Source organism: Hymenobacter nivis (assembly GCF_006439025.1).
In the GTDB taxonomy this organism is placed as follows: Bacteria; Bacteroidota; Bacteroidia; order Cytophagales; family Hymenobacteraceae; genus Hymenobacter; species Hymenobacter nivis_A.
Map to the genome: position 1 here is coordinate 357,769 of NZ_RCYZ01000004.1, position 21,243 is coordinate 379,011.

The 21,243-nt window shown below is 65.3% G+C and carries 20 protein-coding genes and 1 tRNA gene; 7 read left to right on the forward strand and 14 right to left on the reverse strand.

Going from position 1 to position 21,243, the window contains the following annotated elements:
• The first annotated feature begins 29 nt into the window (after positions 1-29).
• The 6 genes from EAH73_RS11810 (at position 30) to EAH73_RS11835 (ending at position 4,759) form a co-directional block, all read left to right on the forward strand.
• Entirely contained in the window at positions 30-587 is a 558-nt protein-coding gene (locus EAH73_RS11810; protein ID WP_140466731.1) for a YqgE/AlgH family protein, read from the forward strand.
• A 98-nt stretch (positions 588-685) separates the two neighbouring features.
• Positions 686-2,995 carry a DUF349 domain-containing protein gene (locus EAH73_RS11815; protein ID WP_140466733.1) on the forward strand — a complete coding sequence of 770 codons (2,310 nt, stop codon included), beginning with the start codon at positions 686-688 and terminating at the stop codon, positions 2,993-2,995.
• A gap of 154 nt (positions 2,996-3,149) precedes the next feature.
• Complete coding sequence (locus EAH73_RS11820) at positions 3,150-3,515, forward strand: glyoxalase superfamily protein (RefSeq protein WP_140466735.1); 366 nt, start codon at positions 3,150-3,152, stop codon at positions 3,513-3,515.
• A gap of 64 nt (positions 3,516-3,579) precedes the next feature.
• Positions 3,580-3,652, forward strand: a tRNA-Thr gene (locus EAH73_RS11825).
• Between the two features lie 116 nt (positions 3,653-3,768).
• Positions 3,769-4,101: a hypothetical protein gene (locus EAH73_RS11830; RefSeq protein ID WP_140466737.1), complete on the forward strand. Its 333-nt coding sequence runs from the start codon at positions 3,769-3,771 to the stop codon at positions 4,099-4,101.
• Between the two features lie 193 nt (positions 4,102-4,294).
• Positions 4,295-4,759 (forward strand): hypothetical protein, encoded by a 465-nt coding sequence (locus tag EAH73_RS11835; RefSeq protein ID WP_161599521.1) that lies wholly within the window; start codon positions 4,295-4,297, stop codon positions 4,757-4,759.
• Between the two features lie 227 nt (positions 4,760-4,986).
• Here EAH73_RS11835 and EAH73_RS11840 read toward each other — a convergent pair whose 3' ends face one another.
• The gene (locus EAH73_RS11840) at positions 4,987-5,238 is read right to left on the reverse strand and encodes a hypothetical protein (RefSeq protein WP_140466741.1); all 252 of its coding nucleotides are present in this window, start codon (positions 5,236-5,238) and stop codon (positions 4,987-4,989) included.
• Positions 5,239-5,277: 39 nt separating this feature from the next.
• Here EAH73_RS11840 and EAH73_RS11845 point away from each other — a divergent pair, with 39 nt between their 5' ends.
• Entirely contained in the window at positions 5,278-5,649 is a 372-nt protein-coding gene (locus EAH73_RS11845) for a hypothetical protein (protein WP_140466743.1), read from the forward strand.
• 5 nt (positions 5,650-5,654) lie between these two features.
• Here the strand turns inward: EAH73_RS11845 and EAH73_RS11850 are convergent, their stop codons facing one another.
• The 13 genes from EAH73_RS11850 to EAH73_RS23885 all read right to left on the reverse strand — a co-directional run bounded on the left by EAH73_RS11850 (position 5,655) and on the right by EAH73_RS23885 (position 21,207).
• The gene (locus tag EAH73_RS11850; RefSeq protein WP_140466745.1) at positions 5,655-5,849 is read right to left on the reverse strand and encodes a hypothetical protein; all 195 of its coding nucleotides are present in this window, start codon (positions 5,847-5,849) and stop codon (positions 5,655-5,657) included.
• Between the two features lie 12 nt (positions 5,850-5,861).
• Positions 5,862-10,223 carry a phage tail tape measure protein gene (locus EAH73_RS11855; RefSeq protein WP_140466747.1) on the reverse strand — a complete coding sequence of 1,454 codons (4,362 nt, stop codon included), beginning with the start codon at positions 10,221-10,223 and terminating at the stop codon, positions 5,862-5,864.
• A gap of 5 nt (positions 10,224-10,228) precedes the next feature.
• Complete coding sequence (locus tag EAH73_RS11860) at positions 10,229-10,498, reverse strand: hypothetical protein (RefSeq protein WP_140466749.1); 270 nt, start codon at positions 10,496-10,498, stop codon at positions 10,229-10,231.
• A 10-nt stretch (positions 10,499-10,508) separates the two neighbouring features.
• Positions 10,509-10,943 carry a hypothetical protein gene (locus tag EAH73_RS11865; RefSeq protein ID WP_140466751.1) on the reverse strand — a complete coding sequence of 145 codons (435 nt, stop codon included), beginning with the start codon at positions 10,941-10,943 and terminating at the stop codon, positions 10,509-10,511.
• Entirely contained in the window at positions 10,918-11,526 is a 609-nt protein-coding gene (locus EAH73_RS11870; RefSeq protein ID WP_140466753.1) for a hypothetical protein, read from the reverse strand. The genes EAH73_RS11865 and EAH73_RS11870 overlap by 26 nt, the downstream gene beginning before the upstream one ends.
• Positions 11,523-12,089: a hypothetical protein gene (locus EAH73_RS11875; protein WP_140466755.1), complete on the reverse strand. Its 567-nt coding sequence runs from the start codon at positions 12,087-12,089 to the stop codon at positions 11,523-11,525. Before EAH73_RS11875 ends, EAH73_RS11870 begins: the two co-directional genes overlap by 4 nt.
• A gap of 44 nt (positions 12,090-12,133) precedes the next feature.
• On the reverse strand, positions 12,134-12,871 hold the full coding sequence (locus EAH73_RS11880; RefSeq protein WP_140466757.1) for a hypothetical protein: 738 nt from the start codon (positions 12,869-12,871) through the stop codon (positions 12,134-12,136).
• Positions 12,872-12,904: 33 nt separating this feature from the next.
• The gene (locus tag EAH73_RS11885) at positions 12,905-13,234 is read right to left on the reverse strand and encodes a hypothetical protein (RefSeq protein WP_140466759.1); all 330 of its coding nucleotides are present in this window, start codon (positions 13,232-13,234) and stop codon (positions 12,905-12,907) included.
• A gap of 1 nt (position 13,235) precedes the next feature.
• On the reverse strand, positions 13,236-14,666 hold the full coding sequence (locus EAH73_RS11890; protein WP_140466761.1) for a hypothetical protein: 1,431 nt from the start codon (positions 14,664-14,666) through the stop codon (positions 13,236-13,238).
• 147 nt (positions 14,667-14,813) lie between these two features.
• Positions 14,814-15,137: a hypothetical protein gene (locus tag EAH73_RS11895; RefSeq protein ID WP_140466763.1), complete on the reverse strand. Its 324-nt coding sequence runs from the start codon at positions 15,135-15,137 to the stop codon at positions 14,814-14,816.
• 108 nt (positions 15,138-15,245) lie between these two features.
• On the reverse strand, positions 15,246-16,424 hold the full coding sequence (locus EAH73_RS11900; RefSeq protein WP_140466765.1) for a hypothetical protein: 1,179 nt from the start codon (positions 16,422-16,424) through the stop codon (positions 15,246-15,248).
• 200 nt (positions 16,425-16,624) lie between these two features.
• Entirely contained in the window at positions 16,625-17,533 is a 909-nt protein-coding gene (locus EAH73_RS11905; RefSeq protein ID WP_140466767.1) for a hypothetical protein, read from the reverse strand.
• 365 nt (positions 17,534-17,898) lie between these two features.
• Positions 17,899-21,207: an Ig-like domain-containing protein gene (locus tag EAH73_RS23885; protein WP_140466769.1), complete on the reverse strand. Its 3,309-nt coding sequence runs from the start codon at positions 21,205-21,207 to the stop codon at positions 17,899-17,901.
• Positions 21,208-21,243 lie beyond the last annotated feature (36 nt).

A 21,243-nucleotide genomic window follows, 5' to 3' on the forward strand; every position in this document is an offset into this window, starting at 1 on the left:
TTAGCCCAGCACTTAACTGCCCCCTGCCCATGACGCCCGGTACGCTCCTCATCTCGCAGCCCTTTTTGGGCGACCCCAACTTTGAGCGCAGCGTGGTGCTGGTGTGCCGCGACGCGCCCGCCAGCGGTACCTTCGGGCTCGTGCTGAACCGCCCCACCGAGCTGATGCTCAGCGACGTGATGACACTGCCGTTGGGCTCGGCTTCGTCTGCCGCCGCCCTGCCGCTCCTGGCTGGGGGCCCCGTCGGGCCCGATACGCTGCACTACCTGCACCGCAGCGCCGGCGTGCCCGGGGCCGCTGCCCTGGGCCAGGGCGTGTACTGGGGCGGCGAGTTTGCGGCGCTGCTGGCGCAGCTCGGCAGCGGGGCCCTGGCGGCGGCCGACGTGCGCTTGTTTGTGGGCTACGCGGGCTGGGGCCCCGGGCAGCTGGCCGCCGAGCGGCAGGACCGCCGCTGGGCCACGCACCCGGCAAGCGCCGGGAAAGTGTTTACTTTGGCAACGGATGCGTTCTGGCGGGCGATTTTGCGGGAGAAGGGCGGACGCTTCCAAGCCTGGGCCAATTACCCCGTTGACCCGCGTTTAAACTGAGCCGCCGTACTTTCGCGCCCCGTACCCCGCTTTCACCCGCTCCCATTAGCTCCCCCCACCCGGCCCCGCGTTGTGGACCGGTCTTTCCGCCGTTGCGTATGTCAACCGAACAAACCCCCCAGGCCCCGCAGTCGGGCGGCCCCCAGCCCGGGGGCGAGGACCGCATGAACATTCTCGAGCGCCGCCTGGCCGAAATTCAGGCCAAAAGTGCCGCCGAGCCGGCCCCCGGCACGGCCCCGGACCCGGGTACGCCCGAAGCCGCCGCCGCCGCCGAAACCGCCCACCACGTGCCCGAAGCCGTGACGGTGGACGGCGCCGACGTGTCGGCGCCGCAGGCCCGCGCCGCGGCCCACTACGGTGAGGCTGCCCCCGCGGCCGACCCCTCGGCCCTGCCCGCCACGGCTGAGGCCGCGGCCGATGCCCCCCACGGCCACACCGTGGAGGAAACCGCGCCGCTGCCCACCGTGGACCTGCACAATGCCGCGGAGCTGCTCGACGCCCCCGAGGGTGTGGCCACGCTGCCGGCTTCGTCGGAAACCCCGCTGGACGATGCCCCCGCCGACACCGCCGCGTTGGCGCTGCCCGAAGTGCCCGAAGTAGGCGCGCAGCCCGAAGCCAACGCCGCCGAGGCCGAAGAAGCCCACGCGCTGTCGGCCGCTGAAGGGGCCCCCGCCGCGCCGGTGGCCCTGGAAGCCCCCGATTTTACGGCCCTCGACTTGCCCGCCCAGGCCCAGTACCTGGTGCAGGAGCTGCGGGGCCCCAACGCCCAGCGCAACCGCAAAACCGTGCTCGACCTCGTGCGCCAGTACGAGGCCAACGTGGGCCAGGCCCGCTCGGCCGCCCGCCAGAAGTTTGCCGAAGGCGGGGCTGAGGCCGAAGCCTTCGCCTTCCAGCAGCCCGAGGGCCAGCTGGAGTTGAATAAAGCCCTGCAAGAGTTCCGCGAGGGCCGTGCCAAGAACGCCAAAGCCGAAGACGCCAGCCGCGGCGACAACCTGGCCAAGAAGCAGCAGCTCCTCGACCAGCTCCGCCAGCTGGTGGAAGCCGCCGAAACCAAGGACAGCTCGGCCAAGCTAAAGGCGCTGCAAGGCGAGTGGAAATCCACCGGCCCGGTGCCCCAGACCGACAGCCAGCCCATCTGGGACACCTACCACGGCCTGCTCGACATTTACTACAGCAAGCAGGGCCGCTTCCTGGAGATGAAGGACCTAGACCGCCGCCGCAACCAGGAGGCCAAGGAAAACCTCATCAAGCGCGCCGAGGGCCTGATGGCCCTCACCGGCATCAACAAGGCCCTCGACGAGCTCACCAAGCTGCACGAGGACTGGAAGAACATCGGGCCCGTGCCCAACGACCAGCGCGAGCCGCTGTGGCAGCGCTTCATTGCCGCCTCCGACGCCCTGCACCAGCGCCGCAAGGAGTTTTCCGACGGCCGCTCGACCCAGGAGAAAGCCAATTTGGTGGTGAAAAAGGCTTTGCTCGAGCGCATCCAGCCGTTTGCTGAGTTCGACACCGACCGCGTGAACCTGTGGCGCTCGAAAACCGACGAGCTCCAGGAAATCAAGGCCGAGTGGGAAGCCGCCGGCCTCGTGCCCCGCGCCCAGGCCGACGCCCTCAACAAGCAGTACTGGGCCGCCTACAAGGCGTTCTTCAACCGCAAAAACGATTTCTTTAAGTCGCTCGACAACGAGAAATCGGCCAACGTGAAGGCCAAGCAGGCCCTCATCGACCAGGCCGAGGAAGCCCAGCAAAACCCCGACGCCGAGGCCGCCCGCGCCGTGGTGATGCGCATCCAGAAGGAGTGGAAGGACGTGGGCCGCGTGCCCGACAAACTGGCCGACAAGCTCTGGCACCGCTTCCGCAACGCCTGCGACGCCGTATTTGACCGGCCCAAGCACGAGGCCCGCCAGCGCGAAGAGAAGGCTACGGCCTCCTCGGGCGAGCAGCTGGCCTACCTTGAGCAGGTGGGAACGCAAGTGGGTGCCCTCAGCGACGAGAACCCGGCTTCCCTGGAAGGCTTCCGCGCTGTGCTGGCCGACTGGTCGGCGGCGTTCGACGCCACCGGCACCGGCGACCGCAGCGAAGAGCAGTTGCTTGGGTTGCTGGGCCAGTACCTGGCCGCCGTGCCCGGCCTGAGCTACGCCGAGCGCGCCGAGCTGTTGTTCCAGGCCGAAGTGGCTCGCCTTAAGGCGCGGCCCCAGGCCCAGCAGCAACTCACACGCAAGGAAATGGCGCTGCGCAAGGAAATTAACGAGCTGGAAAACGACCACGCCACGCTGCAAACCAACCTGGCGTTCTTTGCCCGCTCCAAGAACGCGGCCCAGCTGCGCGAGGAGTACGAGGGCCGGATGGCCGAAGGCCAAAAGCGCATCGACGTGCTCAAGAAACAGCTGAAAACGGTGCGCGCCTAAGCGCCCGCCCCCAGCCGGCCACGCCGCCGGCGGGCGCACTGCGGTGCGGCCCGCCGGCGGCGTTTTTTTTTGGTAGGGGCCCTGCTTGGCGGGCCGGCTGTACTTTAGGGCCCCGGCCGTCTGCGCGGTTGCATCCTTCGCCTTCGTTCTCTGCATGGTAACGCCTGTTTTCCGCATCCTTGACTACGCTGAGGCCCTGGCTTTTTACATCGAGTGGCTGGGCTTCCGCATCGACTGGGCCGACCGGCCGGCCGGGGCCCCCGCGTACCTGCAAGTTGCGCGGGCCGACGTGGTGCTGCACCTCAGCGGCCACCCCACCGACGGGGCCCCGGGCAGCCTGGCCCGGGCGGAGGTGCAGAGCCTGGCAACCTACCACCACCAGCTGCTGCGCCAGCCCCACCCGTTTGCCCCGCCCGTGCTGGCCCGCGCCGAGTGGAACCCGCGGGTGCTGGAAATGACGGTCATCGACCCGTTTGGCAACCGCATCGTGTTCTGCGAGCCGGCCGGCCTGTCTGGGTAGCCCTTTTTGCCAACCGTCATATTTGGCGCAATGGCGAAGAAACCGTACTTTTGCCCCACCACTAGCCTCCTTAGCTCAGTTGGTAGAGCTTCTGACTTGTAATCAGAGGGTCGTTGGTTCGAGTCCGACAGGAGGCTCATTATTTAGGAAGCCCACTGTAAATCAAGTGTTTACGGTGGGCTTCTTTCGTAGTGTGACCCTGAGTGTGACCTTTTGCTGGCTTTGAATCGCTTTTACCCCCTTTCCTCAGCCCATGCTTTCCGACGCTACCCCGCTGCCCGCCTACGACCAAGCCCAGGTCGATAAGCGATTTTTAGCCGAACTCGACCGCTTGCTCCACGCCGGGGCCTTCCCCACCTATGCCGAATGGGCGACGACCGTGGGCGTGAATAAGAACTATGCAAGTGCCATCGCCCGCGGTACCTACCACTGCAACCTGGCCATGCTCTATAACACGGTGCGCCATTTCCCCGCCTGCGACTTCAATTACGTGGTGTTTGGCTCTGCGGTGTATGCCCGCCCCGAGCCCACCGAGTTACCTCACCGCGCCCGGGGGCCCCGGCCCAAGGTGACACCAGCAGCTTAACTACTCGATGAAAAGCAAAACCCAAACCCTCACTTTCCGCAGCCTCTAGCAATAGTTTGGTTCTAAATAATTCTGCCTAATGAATATTAAGTGCTCCCATTGTTGGTTTGAATTCCCCAGCCCGTTTCATATTGTTAATGCCACCAATGTTTCTTTCAGCAACAACTCGGCTCAATGCCCAAATTGCGGTAAGATGACGTCTGCTGACCCTGGTGGACGCGCAGGGACTTACAATTTTGATGAAAACGGGGTGCCTTCGCGCGCTGGCTTTATCAGTATGTTTAAGCAAGTAGACCTAACACCCGAAATAGCAAGGCAATTCAGGGTTGTTGTCGAAGAGGCCAAGACGGGCAATGCATCTCTGGCAGAATTCACAGAAAAAACGACTGCAATTAGTCCTGAATTGGGCAGAACCATCAACACCTTCTTTCAGGAAAATCAGTACAGCATGGCCGCCCTTAGTATATTAATAGCGGTACTTACCTACTTATATACGGTGTTGGGAAACTCGCAGCCAACTGTTATCAACAACACCTACAACGTGTTTCCGGCGGTGTCATTAAAACCACAAACCGAAATTAGTAGAGAGCAGAAGCGAGGCAACAACCTAACGCCTCCGCTTACCAAGAAACAGCGTGCGAAGAAGCGGCGCAAATAAGCTGGCGTAGCGAGCAAGGGTCCAGATTACAACAAGGCCAGCACTTATCCTAAATTCTTGCAGGGTTAGCAAGCCTACCCAATAGGCAATATTTAACAGCACTGTTACAATAATAACAGCTAAGTGCTTCCAAAGAATGGCGGCGATCTGAAGCATAAGAAAGCGTCTCGGCGCACAAAGTACGGTAGCAATATGCAAAAAGCCCCGACCAACCGGCCGGGGCTTTTTCATGCCCAATCGTCTGGCAGCCGAATCCCCACGGCGTAGTCCTCCAGCGGCTCAGAACTGCTGAAGCTGCGCAGCCGCACCAGCTCGTTGGCGTGCGTGTCGTAGTAGAGCTCGACGAAGAAGCCCCCGGGCAAGTGGTAGAGATTCACGCTGTCCTCTTCTTCCCAACGCCGGGCCAGGTAGGTGCCGGCGTCGAAGACGGCCGCCAGTTGTTGCTCGTAGGGCAAGAGGTTGAAATCGTACAGCGTCATGGGGCACAAAGTAGGGCGCCCACGCTTTATTTTGGGCGCATGGAAGAGCCGCCCGCCCGCAAACCGACCCAATCCGAACGTTTCCATGCCCTGCGCCAGCAGGCCCAGGCGGGTGACCCCGTGGCGCAGGCCCAAGTGGACGCAATCAACGCCCGAAACCGCGCCGCTGCGGCCAGAGCTAAGGCCGCGGGGCGGGGCTATTGGACACCCCAAGCAGTGGCGGTCCGCAAAGCCAAAAAAAAGGCCGCAGCGGCGGCGGTGGCGCGGGGCGTGGTGCCCCTGACCTCGGAAGAAAAGCGACGGATCACCAACCGGCGCGCCCAGTTGGCGCGAAACGAGCGCAAGCGCGCCGCGACCGCCGCGTCGAGGCCGCGGCCCGCGCGGCGCCAGGGGGGCGGGGCAACCGGGTAGCCGCGTTAGCGGATGATGACCGTAAAATCCAGGTCGTGCAGACTGGCGATGTAGGCCAGTACGCGCTGGCGCAGGTCGGCCACCGCTTCGGGCTCGGTGACCCCGTAACCGTAGTTCACGCTGGCGGGCAAGTCCACGTCCGTCATGGACGCCTCGACCGATTGCGCTTTGCCCTTGCCGTCGTCGTAAATCTTGACCATGGCCAAAGATAATTACGACTTCCCGCCCTTGTAGCGGCGGTTCACCATATCCTGCCAGCCCTGCTCCCGGTGCCGGCGCCGCACCAGGTCGTCCTGCTCGTTGAGCCGCTGGTATTCCTGCTCGTGGATGGCCCGGCGCACCGCGCGCAGCTCTTTCACCACTTCCTGATTGGACTGCTGGGCCGCAGCCCGCTCGGCCGCCTGCCGGGCCTGGGCCCCGGTGCGCAGCTGCTGGGTCTGGCGCTCCTGGTCCTGGCCCTGCTGGCGCTGCACGATGCGGCCCTCCACCACTTCGTTCTGCTGGAGAATCTGGCGCGTCTCGGGCGCGGTGAACACCCGGTCGCCGGCTTCGAGGTAGCCCACAGCTTGCTTAGCCACCACCCGGAAGGAGCCGGGCTGGCCCACGAGCTCGGGGCCCCGCTCGGCCAGGTGGGCGTACTCGGCCGGGCCGTCTTCCCGGCCGACGAAGTAGCTGGGCAGGGGCCTACTCAGCACCGCCGCTTCCAATAGGGCGCCCTCGGCCAGGGCAATGCCGGCGGGAATCAGCGCGAAGGGGAACACGTACTCGGCGAAGGCCTTGGCCACGGCCACGGCGGTGTTGATGGCAATGCTGATCACGGCCGCGTCGCGCTCGGCCTTGGCTTTGTCGTAGTTGAGTTTCGCCAGTCGCTTCTGGTGGTCCTCCTCAATCTTGGTTTTGAGCTCGGCGTTGTCGCCGGCCACCTTGATTTGCTGGGCGTAGGCGTCGTTTTCGCGCTGAATCTGCCCATCAATCAGGTTGCCGCGGATTTGGCTGTAGGCGCCCTCGGCCTCCTGGACGTAACCGCCCACCTTCTCGATCAGGGCCACGCGCTTGGCCACGGTGGCCTGCACGTCGTCGAGGATGTCGCGGTTGGCTTTCTGCTGGTCGTCAAGGTTGGCTTTATGAAAAGCTTTGTCGGCGGCCAGGATTTCCTCGTTGGCCGTGCGGCGGTTCTTGCGGGCCTGGGCCTCGTACTGGCCCTGGGTAATCTCGCGCCGGGCCAGGGCCCCGAGCAGCACGTTGTCCTTGGCCGTTTCCGAGTTGCGGGCCAGCTCGACGGTTTCCTCGTAGGTCTTTTTGTTGACGCGCAGCTGGTCGTTGAGGGCCTTCTCCACTGGGGCGAGCGTGATGTCGCTGAGGATGGCCACCTTAAACTCGATGGGCTTCACCTCCAGCTTCTCGCCCAGGGCCGTGGCTTCCTTGGCCACGTCGCGCCCGAACTGCTGCACCACGGCGAGCCGCTTGGTGGCCGCCGCCTGCTCAATGTCCGTGAGCTCAGCCGCGCTCACGCCCTTGGCCTTCTTGGCTTTGATGGCCTCGTCATTGATGGTAATGAGCTTTTCGTCGCGCTCGGCCCGCAGCACGGCGATGCGCGTGGCGCTGGCCGTGCGCTCCAGGGCCGTGATCTGGTCCTGGGTGGTGGCCACCGATGCCTTGAAAACCTCGGGACTGAGCTGCTTGTCGTCGAAGAGCTTGCCCTGCTCGGCCTGGAGTTTCTTCAGGTCGTCGATGCGCTTCTGGGTGTCGGCCAGCTGGCCCTGCAGGGCAGCCCGCCGGCGCTCGGCCTCGGCTTTGGCGTTGCGGTCGAGGATGACGTCCACCGCGCCCAGCGCCGCGGGCACCTTGTCCAGGGCGTCGGCGGCCTTGGTGGCCCCGCCAAACACGCCGTCGAGGTAGTCCTGCTTGGCCCCGAGCTTGTCGAGGGCGGCCAGCTTGGCGTTGTAATCGGCCGTGGTCTGGGCCAGCTTCTGCCGGGCTCCGGACAGGTTGTAGGTAGCTACGCTGAGCCTTTCCACATCCTTGTTCAGCTCACCGTAGCCCTGGTTGTTGACAAAATCGTCCACCTGCGCCTGGGCCTGCGCGCGGGTGAGGCCCAGCAGCCGCTCGCGGGTGGTGATTTGCAGCTCCCCGGATTTTATGTCTAGCTGCTCCTGCTTCTGCCGGTCCTTCAGCGCGTCGGCTTCGAGGATGAGGGTGGAGACGGCCTGGTTGCTGAGCAGCAGCTTCTGCTTGATGAGTTTCTTGGTGGCCTCCTCGTTGAGGACTAGGGCCCCGGTTTCCTTATCGAGGCTGGCCACACTCTCGCCCAGGCTGTCTCGCAACTGCAAGGTGATAGCGTTCAGCTCCCCCTTGCCGTCCTTGGTGGGCTTCAGGCCCCGCGCCGTGAGGTCCTGGTAGCGGCCCAGCAGCTTCTGGGCCGAGGCGGCTGTGGCCTCGTTGGCCTGGGCCCCGGCCAGGGTGGCGGCGGTATTTTCCTGGTTGGATTTGGTGAGGCCCAGCAGCTTTTGGCCGATGCCTGAAATCTCATTGAGGAACCGGGTTGCCCCGCGCGTGAACGGGTCGAGGGCCCCCACCACCAGGTTCTTGAGCACCGACGTGAAGCGGCCGCCGGCGGTGGCGATGTTGTCGAGCTGCTTGGCGGCCTGCTCGTTGGCGGCCCCCGTACCCGTCACGGCCAGCGTCAGGGCTTCCACTTTCTCGCGGCCTTCCGTTAGCACCCGGGCCGTGTTGGCATTTTCCAGGCCAAATAGCTTGGTGTACTGGGCCGTGCTCAGGTTCTTTTTGCCCAGGTTGTCGAGGGCCGTGCTCAGGCCCACTACCTCGGGGTTTGTTTCCCGGGCCCCGCTGGCCAGCTTGGCCAGCACCGCGCGCAGCTGCGTGCCCGCCTGCTCGCCCTTGATGCTGCGCTCGGCCAGTAGTTGGATCAGGGCCACCGACTTCTCGACCGAGATGTTAGCCGTGGCCGCGTTCACGCCGAAATACTTGAGCGATTCGGCCGTCTGGGGGATGGTGGCCGCGCCCTCCTTAGCGCCGGCGGCCAGCGCGTTCACGTAGCGGCCCGCTTCGCCGGCCGACGCGGAAAACTGGTTCATCACGCCCGTTAAGGCCTCGGCCGCGGCGGGCAGCTCTTCCTTTGCGGCCGCCGCCAGCAGCAGGGCCTGCTCGGTGACGCCGGCCAGGTTCTCTTTGCTGTCGAGCAGCGCCGGCTGGGCCGAGCCCACCAGCTCGAAGGCCTTGAGTACTTCGTCGGCAGACTTGCCCACCGCGGGGCCCAATTCCTTGGCTTTGTCGGCCATGAATTGTAAATCCTCCCCGGTGGCCCCCGTCAGCGCCGAAACGCTGCTCAGGGCCGACTCGAAGGCCTTATCGGTGGCAAAGGCGGCGCCCACGCCGCTGAAGATGGCCTGCACGCCGATGAGCCCTACGCCGAGCTGAGTCAGCTGGCCCACGAGTCCGTCGCGGGTAAAGCCCAGTTGTTCGCCCACCGCTTTGAAACCGCTGCCCGCTTTTTCGGTGGCGGCCGGGATGCTCTCCAGCTCGCGCTTCGTCGACTGAATCTGGAAGCCCAGCTTGCGGTACTCCTCTGAGTCGGCCCCCGCGCTCTTGGCCACGTCCTGCTGCGCCTTCTCCAGCCGCACCAGGTTGTTCACCGTGGGCTGGATGGCGGCCGTGTACTGCTCGATCTTGATGCCTGCCTGCTCGTAGCTCAGCCCAGCCTGGGCGGCTGCCTTCTGGGCGGCGGTGAGGAAGCCGATGCGCTTCTGCTCCAGGTTCTGGTAGAGCTGCGAGTCCTGGGCCAGGCCGCTCTGCTGGGCCCGGATTTTGGCCAGCTCCTGCACCAGGGGCGCGAAGCCGTCCTTGTAGTTGCCGACGTTACGGCCGAAAATCAGGATGCTCTCGTCGAAACTTTTCAGCGTCTGGGTGTTGTCGGCAATCTGCTTGCGCAGCTGCGCGGCCTGCTCACCGCCGCCCTCGATGCCGTTGCCCAGGGCCCGCAGCGAGACAATCAGCTGCTTGTTCTTGGCATCGAGCGCGTCGTAGCTGCCCCGCGCGGCTGTCAGCTCGCTGTTGGCCCCGCGCACGGCCAGGCTCAGGGCCTGGGTTTCGTTCTTGTACTGCAGGATGGCACCCGCTGCCTTTTCAATCCGGGCCGTGTCCTGGGCCGCGTAGGCCTCGCGCAGCTCGTTGCGCATGGCCCGCAGCGTGGCCGCCGCCTGCTGGGTGGCGTCCTTCACCGCGGCCTGGCCCCGCGCCTGGCTGGCCTGCACGTCCTGCAGGCGCTTCTGCTCGATGGCCAGGCGGCTGATCTCGGCGCTCAGCGCGGCAAAACTCGTGCGCTCCTGGTCGGTGGCCATCGCCAGCCCGGCCACCTGCTGGCGCAGGGGCCCCGCCAGGTCCTTGAGGGTGGCCAGGCCGGCGTTCACCCGCTGGGCGTCGCCCTCCAGGTTCTTGGCAAAGGCCCTGTAGTTGCGGCCCAGGCCCTGAATGGCGGTGGTGAAATCCTTGACCTCCTGCGCGCCGGGGCCCAGCGGGTCGAAGAAATCTGAGAGAGAGATGGGGGTGCCAGCCATGGGAGTTACTTGGTAATCGAGAGGTAGGTGAGGGCCCCCAGCGCGGCGGCCAGGACGTAGTTCAGGAAGCCCCGGGTGCGGGCCCGGTGGCGCCACGTGGCTGTTTCCGCCGCCTGGCTGGCCAGCAGGGCCCCGAGGTGGGTGTTAGCCGCCACGCCGCTGCGCACGGCGGCCAGGTGCAAGCTGTCGGCCTGCGCCAGCGCCCGGGCCTCGGCCTTGTAGGCGTAGGCTGTCGAGCGCCAGGCGGCGGCCTCGCGGCGCACCTGAGGCAGCATGCGCAGCGAATCAGCGAGGCGCGTGCGGTCGAGGGTGGTAGTCGAATACCCGCTCGTAGATTGCGAGAAGGCTGTCAGTCTCGCGCTGGAGAGTAACAGGAATAACACCAGGGGGCGGTACATGGGCAGGGTGGGTGAGGGCGTGAAGGCTGTCGGCGGCCCGCTCGTGGTGCACGGCGGCGCGGTGGTGCTGGGCGGCCAGCGTGTCGAAGCGGGCGGCGGCCACGGTGTCGCGCCGCAGCTGGGCCAGGTGGGCGGTGACGGCCGCGCGGGCCGTCCGCTGCTGGGCGCGGGTGAGGGAGTCGGCCGTGGGGCCCGGGCGCGTGAGCCGGCCCACGGTCAGGCCGATGCTGAGCGCCAGCACCAGGCCCACGGCCAGCAGCAAGCGCGGGTGGGCATACCAGCCCCAGCGCAGCAGTCTAGTAATTCCAGTTAGCAGCAGCATAGATGTCGGAGGAAGCGTAAAACAGGTCGTACACCCCCGCGCCGTTGCGCCCGCCGCCGCGGCCGGTGTTGCCCGCGTTGATGATGAAGCCCCGCGCCGGCCGGCCCGCCCGCACCTTGCGCGAGGCGGCCACGGCCAGGCCGATGTGGCCGATGCGGCCCAGGTTGGAATAGTAGAACATGACGCGGTGCCCAACCTTCAGGCTGTCGAGCGTGCCACGCCGGTTCCGGAGGTAGTAGGTGCGCACGGGGTCCAGCGCCCAGTTGTAGGAGCCGGCCGCCCCGCGTGGGGTGGGCAAGCCCAGCACCTTATTGGCTTTCCACTGGTAGAGGCCGCACCACGAGGAACGCAGGGCCACGCCGTTGGCCCGGGCCCAGGCGTCTATTTCAGGGGCGTCGTTGTTGCCCGTTAACTCACGCAGGTAGAGTTGGGTGCGGGTCCAGGCCACCAACTGAGCCCCGTAGCGGGCCTGTATGGCGCGGCTGGGCACCGGCTGGGCGTGGGTGTACTGGCGCAGGCCCAGCAGCAGCAAGACCACGAACAGCAGCCAGCCCAAGCGCGTGAACACCTGCCGACTGATCATTGGGTGAGGACGGCGGCCAGCAGGGCCGCGGCGCCCAGGATGGTGTAGTGCAGGCGGATGTTCTGGTAGACCTCAAACTTCTCGCGCGGTGGCAGGGCCAGGAACTCCGCCCGGTAGTCGGTCTCGGCCCAAAGCGTGGGCCCCGGGTGGGTCCGCTTCTGGGCCGCGAACAGCACGATGGTGAAGGAGACGAAGTAGAAAACGAAGGCAAGGATGCGGCTCAGCACGGCCCCCACCTGCAGGTAGCCGCCGGCGGCGTGGTCGGCTTCCACCATCTCGATGGGCGCGTTGCCCAGCGTCGGGTCGGCGCGCAGCAGCAGCTTCACGCCGGTGGTGTCGCCGATGGCGTGCAGCGAGTCGAGCAGCGCCACCGACTGGATGCGCTCGGGCGTGACGCCCTTGGCCACGTCGGCCGTTTTCTGCAAAGCAGCCTGGCCGAAGAACAGGGCCACGAGCGAGGCCGCCAGCATGAGCCAGCGCCAGGACTTGCGCCAGAGCCGGCCGAGGCCGCTCAGGTCGGGCGGGGTAGGGGGAGCCGAGGGGTCTTTGCTGTAGTCAATCATGGGGAACAAGCATTAAAAAATGGAAGCCAGTAAAACATTGATGATCACGAGGAGCCCGCCCCACCAGCCCCCTTCGGAGGCGTCTTTCCAGCGGACTTCTCCTTCCAGCGGGTTTTGTTCCGCCAGATGGCGGCGCAGGCGATGCCAGAAATGTGGAGCACCGTCAGCTGCAGCTCGCTCAGTGGATGCAGCGTATACCAGCTGAGCGAGAGCATCGCCCGGGGCCCCCGGCCATTGGAAAGACTCTGGTAGTAGGCGCTCCAAACCCCGGAGTTGAGCAGCACAGCCCGCAGCGGAGCATGCTCCAACGTGTGGACATCCGGCACATAGCGGTAGCGCCCCGGCCGCCGGTGAATCTCTTCGATCATTTCCCAGGCCTCCGGCGTGAGCGGCATCAGCTGCATGCCGAGCACCGAGGGCATGGCCGAGTTGCGTGCTTCCACCGCGCACGTGGCCAAGTGCCCACCAGCGCTTTCGCTGTACTCGGTCACCGTCACCCGGTCGGCCTTGTACTCGCCGAGCAGTACTGATAACAACGTTTCCAATTCCTCCAAGTCGGCGGCCAGCAGCTCGTCCCACTCTTTGTCGGAAATGCGCTCCACCGGCGGTGGGGTCACCAGGCGCACCAAGGAAGTGCCAAAGCCCTGCAAGCGTGCCAGCAAGTACTTGCCACAGGCGTTGAGCTTTTCCTGAATCTCTTTTTTGTAGATGCCCCAAACGACCAGCACCGCGCCCCCGATCCATTCCGGGGGCGTGATGTGGGGCAGGTGAGTGAAGTCCATAAGGCATGGCAGCAGCGGTTTGAGGGGGCGGGGCTAGGGAAAGGCCGGCGTGGGTTTGCTGAAGTCGGCCGGCGGCGCTGGCGGCGGGGCTACCCCGGCGGCTTCAGCGGCGGCCAGTACTGCCAGCCGCTCGTCGATCCAGGCCAGCTCGCGCTGGGCGTAGGCCAGGTTCTTGACGGCGGCCACGCGGCGCTGGGCCAGGCGCTTGGTTTGCGTGGCCGCGCCTGGCACGCGATCCAGGGCCCGGCCGAGGATGCGCTCGCGGTGGGGCGTCAGCGGCAGTTGCCAGGCGGCGGGGGCGTCCACCTTTTGCGGGGCGGATGGGGGCAGCAGGGCGGCGGGGGCGGAGTAGTCGGTGCCCATTTTATTGGGTCATGCGGTTAGCGAAGGGCGTTGTTGGCTCGTTGTTGCCGTCGAGCTGCGTCGCGTTGATGACCGTAATGCCGAAGCGCGGGGCCCCGGCGGCGTCGCCCTCCACGGTGTAAAAGGTGTTGCCGGCCGGGTAGCCCCCGCCGATCACGGTCAGGCTGCCCATTTTAGCGCGGCCGTTGAAGTTGTTGAGCATGATCAGGTTGCTCGGCTTTCCGGAGCCCGGGCCGATGTGCACCTGGTCGAGCATGAGCGAGGCTGGGCGGCCGATGCGGATGACGGCCCCCAGCTCCGGGCCGCTGGTCTCGCCCGTGTAGTCGTCCACCATGCAGTCGCGGAAGGTGATGAGCGGAGCGTCGCCGCCGTCGGGCATCCACAGCAGCTGGCGGCCGTTTTCGTGACGCGTGCCGAGGAAGCGGAACGGTTGGCCGTTGTTGTAGTGCACGTCGCGGTAGCAGTGCGAGAACACGCCGCCGTACAACGTGAAGTCGCCGTTGCCCGTCAGCACGGATGGGGCGTAGGCGCTGGTGCTGTTGAAGCTGCCGGGCTTGGTGGTAATGCCGTTCTTCAGGTAGCCGAACGTGCAGTTTTTGGCGTAGTTAGTCAGGCAGTTGGGGCCCTCAATCTGAATCGCGAACTGCCCCTCGATGGCCGCCGCCGCTGCGGGGCTGCTGCCGTCAGCGGCAAACTCGCCATTGCCGTAGAAATAGCAGCTTTCCCAGCCGATGTTGGACAAATCGGCCCCGGCCTGGGAGAGGTGGCCCAGCCGAAAACCTTTGTTGTTGACGCCGTTGTGGATGTTGAAGCCACAGAAATTGAAGGTGTTCGTGCCCGTGGTCGAAATGTTGGGCTCGGCGGGCGTGCTGCCCGCGGCCGGCTTGCCCGCCAGCGTGTCCAGGTCCCAGCCCAGCACGTCGTGCGTGCCCTTGGGTACCTCAAAACCCATGTTGGAAACCGTGCTGCTGCGCATGCCCGCCACGTTGAAAATGCGCTGGCAATTGTCGGGCGTGCCACTGGGGCCGATCCACGTCACGGGCGCCACACCGATGGCCCCGGTGCCCAGGATGTTGAGCGTGAACTCACTTTTGCCGGAGGGCGGCAGCATGTCCGTCGTGCTGCTCAGGCGGATGGGAAACGGGCAGACCAGGGTTTTGCCGTTGGCGATGCACCAAGTGACCGCTTGCTTGAACTTGGCCGTGTGGTCGCCGTCAGCGGGCTTGGACCCGAAATCGCTCAGCGCCGCGTAGGTAGTGCCCATGGCCAGCGCCGCCAGGGCGTCGGCGTGCGACTGCGAGGCCTGCAGCAGGTCGTTCGTGTCCTGCGCGTTGTGCTTGGTTGGGTCATAAGCCGCGGTTTGCGACTTGGCGAGGAAAGCGGGCCGTAGCAGCTGAATCTGGCCGCCGAAGAAGTTTGCGAAAGCAGTCATGGTTAGAGGGGCTGAGGGTAAGCGAAGGGATAAGCCCCGCTTGCCGGGGCCGGGCGTGGGGGGATGACGGGGGCCGTGACGACGGGAATTGCGGCGGCTGAATAGGCCACTGGGTAGGCGCAGGGAAAGGCGGCCGCGGCCGGTGCTTTAGTAGGCTTGCGGGTAGCCATAGGGGTAGCTGCTGGTCGTGGTGGGGTCGGTGGGCTGCGCTGGGGGGACGGTACCCCCCAGGCCCGCCACGAGCTGCACCAGGCGCGCGATGGCTGCGGGTATCGTCAGCGACTCGGTACCCAACAGGGCGATTTCTTCGGCCGTGGTGGGCGTGATCTGCTGGGCCCCCAGGCCCGCGGCCACCTGTTCGGGTAGCACGCTGTACTCGTCGTTGCTCTGCTTGTCGAAGAAGAAAAACCCCCCGTCCGCCGGCAGGGGCTTGTCGAGGGGCCAGCGTTTGAGCGTGTCGAGGAAGGCCATGGGGGCGCGTGAGGAGGTGCAAAACCAGCGGTGCTCCTGGCTGCCGTCCCGTAGCGGCCTGGTATAGTGTGTAAAATAAGCACAATAACTCCGAAAGTCCACGTGTCCCTAATCGTGGGTAGCCGTGACGTGCAGCGTGCCGGTGGTTAGGTTGAGCGCCACGAGCGCGCTGTTGGCCAGCGTGAGCACGCAGCCGGTGGCAGACTGGGAGGTGAGCACCCACTGCCCGCCGAGCAGGGTGACGTTGCTGGCCAGCGGGGCCGACACGGTGTAGTTGGCGTCCGGGAACGGCGTCGGCCACGTTACGCTCACCGTGGTGCTGGTACCGGCGGCGATTGTGCGGCCCGCGACCGCCACGCGCACGCTGCGCTGGCGGGCCCCCAGCTGCTCGAACACCACCAACTGGCCGGCTGCCGTGGCCGCCTTGGCGCTCAGATTGAAGGCCGTGGTGTCGGCCTGGTCGCTCCGGAGGCGCTTGGCCAGTTCCTGGGTGTGGCCGCTGACGGTGGTTTGCAACGCGCCCACGTCGGTGCGCAGCCCCACGGCCGCCGCCTGGGCGCTGTTGGCAGTGCCGGTAGTGGTGCCCAGTTGCGCGGCGGTGCTGGTCAGGTCCGTGCGCAGGGCTGTGTCGGCCTGGTGCAGGGCCACCAGGTCGGCCGTGTGGGTGCCCACGGTGGTTTGCAGGCCCGTGACGCGCCCATCGGTAGCGCCCAGGCCGCTGGTGAGCTGGGTGATGGCGGCCAGCGCCTGGGTGAGCTGCGTAGACTGGGCCCCGAGCAGGCCGAAGAGTTGGGTGTGCACCTGCGCGTCGTCGGCCTCGTCGGCCAAGTCCAGCGCCTGGATCTGGCGAATCGTTTCGAGCAGGGGCCCCGCCGAGCCCAGGATTTCCTGGTGCAGGTCCGTGCGCTGCTGCGCCAGGGCCTGGGCAAAGGCGTCGCCTTGGGCGCGCAGGGCCTGCGCATACTGATCAGTGACGTGGCTGAGTAGCGTTTCCACGGCGCCCATGATGCCGCCCACGGCGCTGCTGATGCGCTGGTCCACGGTGTCGAGGGCCAGTCGCATGGCTTGCTGGGCCTGCTGCTCGCCGGCCTGCACGCGCTGCATTTCCTGCACGGCCTCGTAGAGGGCCCGGTTCGACATCGGCCAGCGGGCGACGCCGGGGGGCAGCAGTGGGTAAAACTGGCCCATAACGAGCGCAAAGCGTTCGTCAACGGTGGGCAGGGCGGGCAGGGCCGAGGCCGTAACGCCTTCGATTCTTATAATCCGGGCGGCTGTGGTGGAGCGCATGGCGAGCAGGGTAGATGATCGACCAGGTGGGTAAATGGTCGAGGGGCCGTCCCGTAGCTGCCTCGGATAATAGGGTGTAAAATAAGCACAAATAAAAAATACGCAGGCTGTTTGCTGTATGTTTTGGGCATGAAAAAGCCTCGCCGGATAGGGCGGGGCGCTTTCGTGCATAAGGCGGTGATTTATGGAGTTGTTATGATTTACGTATCGTATTTTATAGGAGCATTATCAGAGAAACCCTGAAAAATTCGGTAACGCTTCAGCTTTTGGAGTGCAGTTTTAAACTCTGTGATTACTGGATTCCCTTGCAGAATCGAATTATCCAACCGCGGAATCAGTGCGTTTAATCCATTATAGGTGCCATATGACAATTCCGTTTCCACTTCCATCGCTTCAGCGAGAGGCCTTACATCCGTTTCTAAAAAGTTAGGCCCATCAATCTTACTCAACACTATTCCGCGAAGGCGCTGTATTTCGGCATCTGTCTTGTTAAGTTTTTCAAGTGAGGCTGCATCAATTGGTTTTCCAGGTTGATTCGGTTTGGGAGTTTGCGGAAAAGTAGTTGCTGGCCTTGACGCGGCAGCCTCCGCTATTTCCCGCGTAAACGTCTCCCGAAGCTTGCTCTCGATTTGATTTGCTAAGGCTCTCAGTTCCTGCTGATTTTCGGCAAAACCAGTGCTTAATTGTGCCAAAGCTGCTCGTTGCGTATCCGCTACTACGGTTCGCGTCTCTGCCGCTTGATTCTGTAATGCACTTGTTAGCCTGGTCTCAACAGCGCCTAATTTCTGGGTGTTGATACGGACGTTGTTGAGATACTGAGCTCCAAGAAGGAATGCTACAACGCCCAGCACAACGCCTACTTCAACATCGACGGCCCATCGAACGTCCGAACGCAGGGCCTCTACTTCCTTTTGGGACAGTTCGTACATCTTTCTGTAGTAATCTTTCTCGCTCATCGGTGCATCCATCCTAGCCGGGGGACCCGGCGGCTTGACCGGTTTGAGAGAACCTAACAGGGTCAAGCTATCCGCCGCACGTTGCCCGGTGCTCTTTTGGGCAGTAACAGACAGGGAAAGGCAGGCGAGAAGCAGAACGATAAAATATCTCATCAGAAGATAGGGCAATTTTAAGGCGGGTCATAAACGACTTGCGGCAGCGCTTCCGATGGCGGCGGGGCATGGCCAGTAGAGGAAGGTTAGCTGCCAAACCTACAAAAACAAAAGCCCCGCCGGGTGGGCGGGGCTAGCTTATTCTACATATTGAAAAAATTCTGCTTATGAATTTTCCCGTTGTGTAAGTGATTGCGGTCCCGAATGCGCTGGTTGACCCGTTGGTGGTGCTTAGGGGAGTGCGCTAGCTGCTGCGTAGTGCAACTAGCCAAGAGCAACAGGAGGAATACAGCTTTCATAAGCAATCGGGCGCAGTCTATGCTAGGTGCTTACGAAAAAGCCCTGCTGGTGGCCAGGGCTTTTTACTAGCCCGTTTTGAGCACAAAATTCCGCGTGCTGTCCACCAGGTTGCCCCAGCTCGTGGCGTTCGGCGACGTGCTGAGCAAGGAGCTAACGGCAATCAGGCCGGGCGTGCTCAGGTTGAAGGCGCCGCCATCGGCTTTGATTTGGCCCCGGCGCTTGCCGCCGGTGGTGGAGAAGGCGTAGGCGACCTGCTCGTCGGTTACATCGACATTGCCGCTTAACGCAAAGTCTTGAACAGCTTGGTCCACGAAGCCGATGCGCGTCGTGCCATCCTGAAAATAGGCCGCCCCAATCATGAGCGGCACACTACTGGCCTGCAAGGCCCCGGCCAGCACCGTGCCGTTGGGCGTGTAGGCGGTGATCGTGCCCGCGTTCACGTCGCCAATCCAGGCCTTGATGGGCTGGCCGATCACGGCCTTGATGGCCAACCAGTAGGGCTTGTTCAGGGCCAGGGTTACGCCCAAACTGTCGTCAAACCGTTGCCCCTGATTCGTGCGATACGACGCGCGCAGCACCCGCTCAGCACTTCCACTTACCGGCTCGTAGATAAAGAAGCCGGCCGTGGAGTCGTCGCCGTTCTGTACACGCAAAATGCCCGCTAGCACCATGGACAACTGGGTGTAGCTCGAAATGGTGAACACGCCCGACATAAAGAAGGCGCTGCTCACCAGGCCCACGCTGTTGGCCATCTCGATGTACTTGTTGTCGGCGCTGGTTCTGGCCGAATAGGTGCCGCCGTCCGGGAGCGCGGTGGTGCCGGTTGGTACCGTGAGGTTGTTGATGAACGTTTGCCGGCCGCTGACGGTGCGCGCGTAGCCGGCGTCGTTGAGGTGCACCGTGTCGAAGTAAAAGCCGCTGTCGTAGCCGCCGTAGGCCAGGCCGTCCTTGTAGGCCATGCCGAACGTGGTGCAGGCATCAATGGCGGCTTGCCGGTACTGGGGTAGGGTGAAGCCGAGCGCGTTGGCCGCCTCGTTCTGAATGGCGGTGGCCGTTTCCAGGCCCATGCGCAGGGTTGGAAACTCGGCGTGCACGCGCCCCATGTGGGCCAGCAGCAGGGCCTTGAAATCGGTGGGGTTGAGGGTATTGCTCAAATAGTCGTTGACCATGAGCCGCATGAGGTACTTGGGCGTGCTGGCCCCGTCGAGGGCGGCGTGCAGCTGCGCCTTTTTGGCGTTCCAGTTGCCCAGCGAGTACTGCACCGCCCCCCGGGCGCTGCCGTAGTTGGCCTCGTTGATGTCTTGGCCGGCCGAGCGCAGCAGGCCGGCCGTGCTCGTGAAGGCCGGCGCCGAGGCCCCGTAGCCCACGCCGAGCGAGTCGGCGTCGTCGAACACCACGACGCCCGCCTGCGTGCGCGCCAGCAGGCTGCCCGTGGCGCCGGCCGGGACGGTCACGCTCAGCACGGTGGCCGAGTACACGTCGCCCGCCTCGTTGCCCCGCTGGCTGTTGTTGACGGCGATTTCCACGGCCGTGCCGCTGCCGGGGTTGGGCACGGCCACCGTGAAGTCCTGCCCGGCCTGCGCGGTGATGGGGTACGTGCCGATCAGCGTTGCGCCCTGGCGCACGCTGATGCTGCCGTTGTTGTCGGGGTAGTTGCTGGCCGCCCGGAGCACGAGCTGCGCGGCGTTGGTGAGCACCTTGAGCACAGCCAGGCCGGCGGGGTAGTTCACGCCGTTGTAGGTGCGGTAGGTACCCTGGCTGTAAAACCAGTTGGCCTCGGCCGGACTCAGCACGGTAGGACCCGAGCCCCCCGCGGGCGTGGTGGCGCTCGCGGCGCCCGAGTAATCGGAGTTGCTGTAGGCGCCGCTGCCCTCGGCCAGCACGTCGTAGCTGTACGTGGTGCTGGCCGTGCGGCCCGTGTCCACGTAGCTGGTGCCGGTGCTGGCGTAGACGGTGGCCCCGTCCGTTTTGCGCCGCAGGCGGTAGCCCGTGGCGTTCGTGACCGGGTTCCAGCTGATGCCGATGGTGGTGGCGCTGGTGGGGGTGGCCGCCAGGCCCGTGGGGGCCGCGAGCTGGGTGGCCCCGGCGGCCTGCACCGTGACGTTCACCGTGGCCTGCTGGCTGTTGGCGGCGGCATCGGTGGCGGTGGCCGTCAGGGTCAGGGCCCCCGCGGTGCTGGGCACGGTGTAGCCGCAGGTGTAGGTGTTGCCGTTCTTGGCCCCGTTGCCGAGGAATGCGCCGGTGGCCCCGTTGGTGAACACGAGCACCTGCACGCCCACGTTGTCGGTGGCCGTGGCCGTAAGCGTGATTTGCGTGCCGGGCGTCAGCACGGCGCCCGCGGCGGGCACGGTGATGGCCACGTTGGGCGCCGTGGTATCGGTGGGCGGCACCACCACGGTGCTGCCGGTGAAAGGCTCCTTGTTGGTCAGCGGTAGCCCGTCGGGCCGGGTGGTGGCGCCGGCCACGTACACGGCCAAGCCGCCGGCGCCCACGGGCCCCGCCACCTTCACGTAGGTGCGGCCGCCGGTTACGTAGCTGTTCGTGCCGTCGAGGTACACCGGCCCGGTGGCCCCCGGCAGGCCGGCCACCTGGTACTGACCGGGCGAGGGGAATGCCGGGTTGGCCAGGAAGCTGAACGTGTCGCCCGTGTCGTCCACCTGGCCGGCCGTGGGCGCGTCGGGCTGCTGCCCCACGGTGGCCTGCTGGAGCTGCACCACCTGCGCCAGCAGGAAGGCGTTCACGCCCTGGTCGCCGTACTGGCCCTGGAAGGCCGGGTGCCGTCCGTAGCGGTTGGCCGCAATGGGACTAAACTGCGGGCTGCCGGCGGCCAGGGCCCCGGTGACCCAGCAGTACTGTACCATCTCGCCCGCCTGGATGCCGGCGGCGGCCAGCAGGGTGAGGTTGCCCGCGCCGTCGTCGGTGTAGTGCAGACCCCGGTAGAGCTCAATGCCGCCGGCCTCGGGCTGGGCGGGATCGAAGACGACGACGTTGAAAAACTTGAGGGCCCCGGTGACGGAAATCACGGGCTGGGCGCCGCTGACGGTGGCTGTGTAGCGGTCATCGAGCAAGCCGGCTGGTGCGTTGTTGCCGGCGGCCAGCACCAGGCGCCAGTTGGCGCCGGCCACGGGCGGCGCGGCGGCATTAAAGCTGCGGCGCGGGGCCCACACGCCGGTGGGCGTGAGGTAGAGCGCGTCGAGCACTACCGGCTGGGGCAGCTTGAGTTCGGCCACGCCCTGGGTGGCGGCGCTGCCGGCCAGCATTTCCGGCGCCACGCGGTACTCCAGGCCCGAGTTGGGGTCGTAGAAGAAGAAGCCCCCGTCGAGCGGCAGCGCCTGATTTACGGGCCAAAAAGGGAGCGAATCGGTGTAAGCCATCGGGACGGAGTAGGGGTAGAAGCGGAGCGCTCACCC

Bases quoted from the DNA above. Each gene is read 5' to 3' on its own strand.
- EAH73_RS11810 (WP_140466731.1), top strand. From the start codon at position 30: ATGACGCCCGGTACGCTCCTCATCTCGCAGCCCTTTTTGGGCGACCCC.
- EAH73_RS11815 (WP_140466733.1), top strand. From the start codon at position 686: ATGTCAACCGAACAAACCCCCCAGGCCCCGCAGTCGGGCGGCCCCCAG.
- EAH73_RS11820 (WP_140466735.1), top strand. From the start codon at position 3,150: ATGGTAACGCCTGTTTTCCGCATCCTTGACTACGCTGAGGCCCTGGCT.
- EAH73_RS11830 (WP_140466737.1), top strand. From the start codon at position 3,769: ATGCTTTCCGACGCTACCCCGCTGCCCGCCTACGACCAAGCCCAGGTC.
- EAH73_RS11835 (WP_161599521.1), top strand. From the start codon at position 4,295: ATGACGTCTGCTGACCCTGGTGGACGCGCAGGGACTTACAATTTTGAT.
- EAH73_RS11840 (WP_140466741.1), bottom strand. From the start codon at position 5,238: ATGACGCTGTACGATTTCAACCTCTTGCCCTACGAGCAACAACTGGCG.
- EAH73_RS11845 (WP_140466743.1), top strand. From the start codon at position 5,278: ATGGAAGAGCCGCCCGCCCGCAAACCGACCCAATCCGAACGTTTCCAT.
- EAH73_RS11850 (WP_140466745.1), bottom strand. From the start codon at position 5,849: ATGGTCAAGATTTACGACGACGGCAAGGGCAAAGCGCAATCGGTCGAG.
- EAH73_RS11855 (WP_140466747.1), bottom strand. From the start codon at position 10,223: ATGGCTGGCACCCCCATCTCTCTCTCAGATTTCTTCGACCCGCTGGGC.
- EAH73_RS11860 (WP_140466749.1), bottom strand. From the start codon at position 10,498: ATGCTGCCTCAGGTGCGCCGCGAGGCCGCCGCCTGGCGCTCGACAGCC.
- EAH73_RS11865 (WP_140466751.1), bottom strand. From the start codon at position 10,943: ATGCTGCTGCTAACTGGAATTACTAGACTGCTGCGCTGGGGCTGGTAT.
- EAH73_RS11870 (WP_140466753.1), bottom strand. From the start codon at position 11,526: ATGATCAGTCGGCAGGTGTTCACGCGCTTGGGCTGGCTGCTGTTCGTG.
- EAH73_RS11875 (WP_140466755.1), bottom strand. From the start codon at position 12,089: ATGATTGACTACAGCAAAGACCCCTCGGCTCCCCCTACCCCGCCCGAC.
- EAH73_RS11880 (WP_140466757.1), bottom strand. From the start codon at position 12,871: ATGGACTTCACTCACCTGCCCCACATCACGCCCCCGGAATGGATCGGG.
- EAH73_RS11885 (WP_140466759.1), bottom strand. From the start codon at position 13,234: ATGGGCACCGACTACTCCGCCCCCGCCGCCCTGCTGCCCCCATCCGCC.
- EAH73_RS11890 (WP_140466761.1), bottom strand. From the start codon at position 14,666: ATGACTGCTTTCGCAAACTTCTTCGGCGGCCAGATTCAGCTGCTACGG.
- EAH73_RS11895 (WP_140466763.1), bottom strand. From the start codon at position 15,137: ATGGCCTTCCTCGACACGCTCAAACGCTGGCCCCTCGACAAGCCCCTG.
- EAH73_RS11900 (WP_140466765.1), bottom strand. From the start codon at position 16,424: ATGCGCTCCACCACAGCCGCCCGGATTATAAGAATCGAAGGCGTTACG.
- EAH73_RS11905 (WP_140466767.1), bottom strand. From the start codon at position 17,533: ATGAGATATTTTATCGTTCTGCTTCTCGCCTGCCTTTCCCTGTCTGTT.
- EAH73_RS23885 (WP_140466769.1), bottom strand. From the start codon at position 21,207: ATGGCTTACACCGATTCGCTCCCTTTTTGGCCCGTAAATCAGGCGCTG.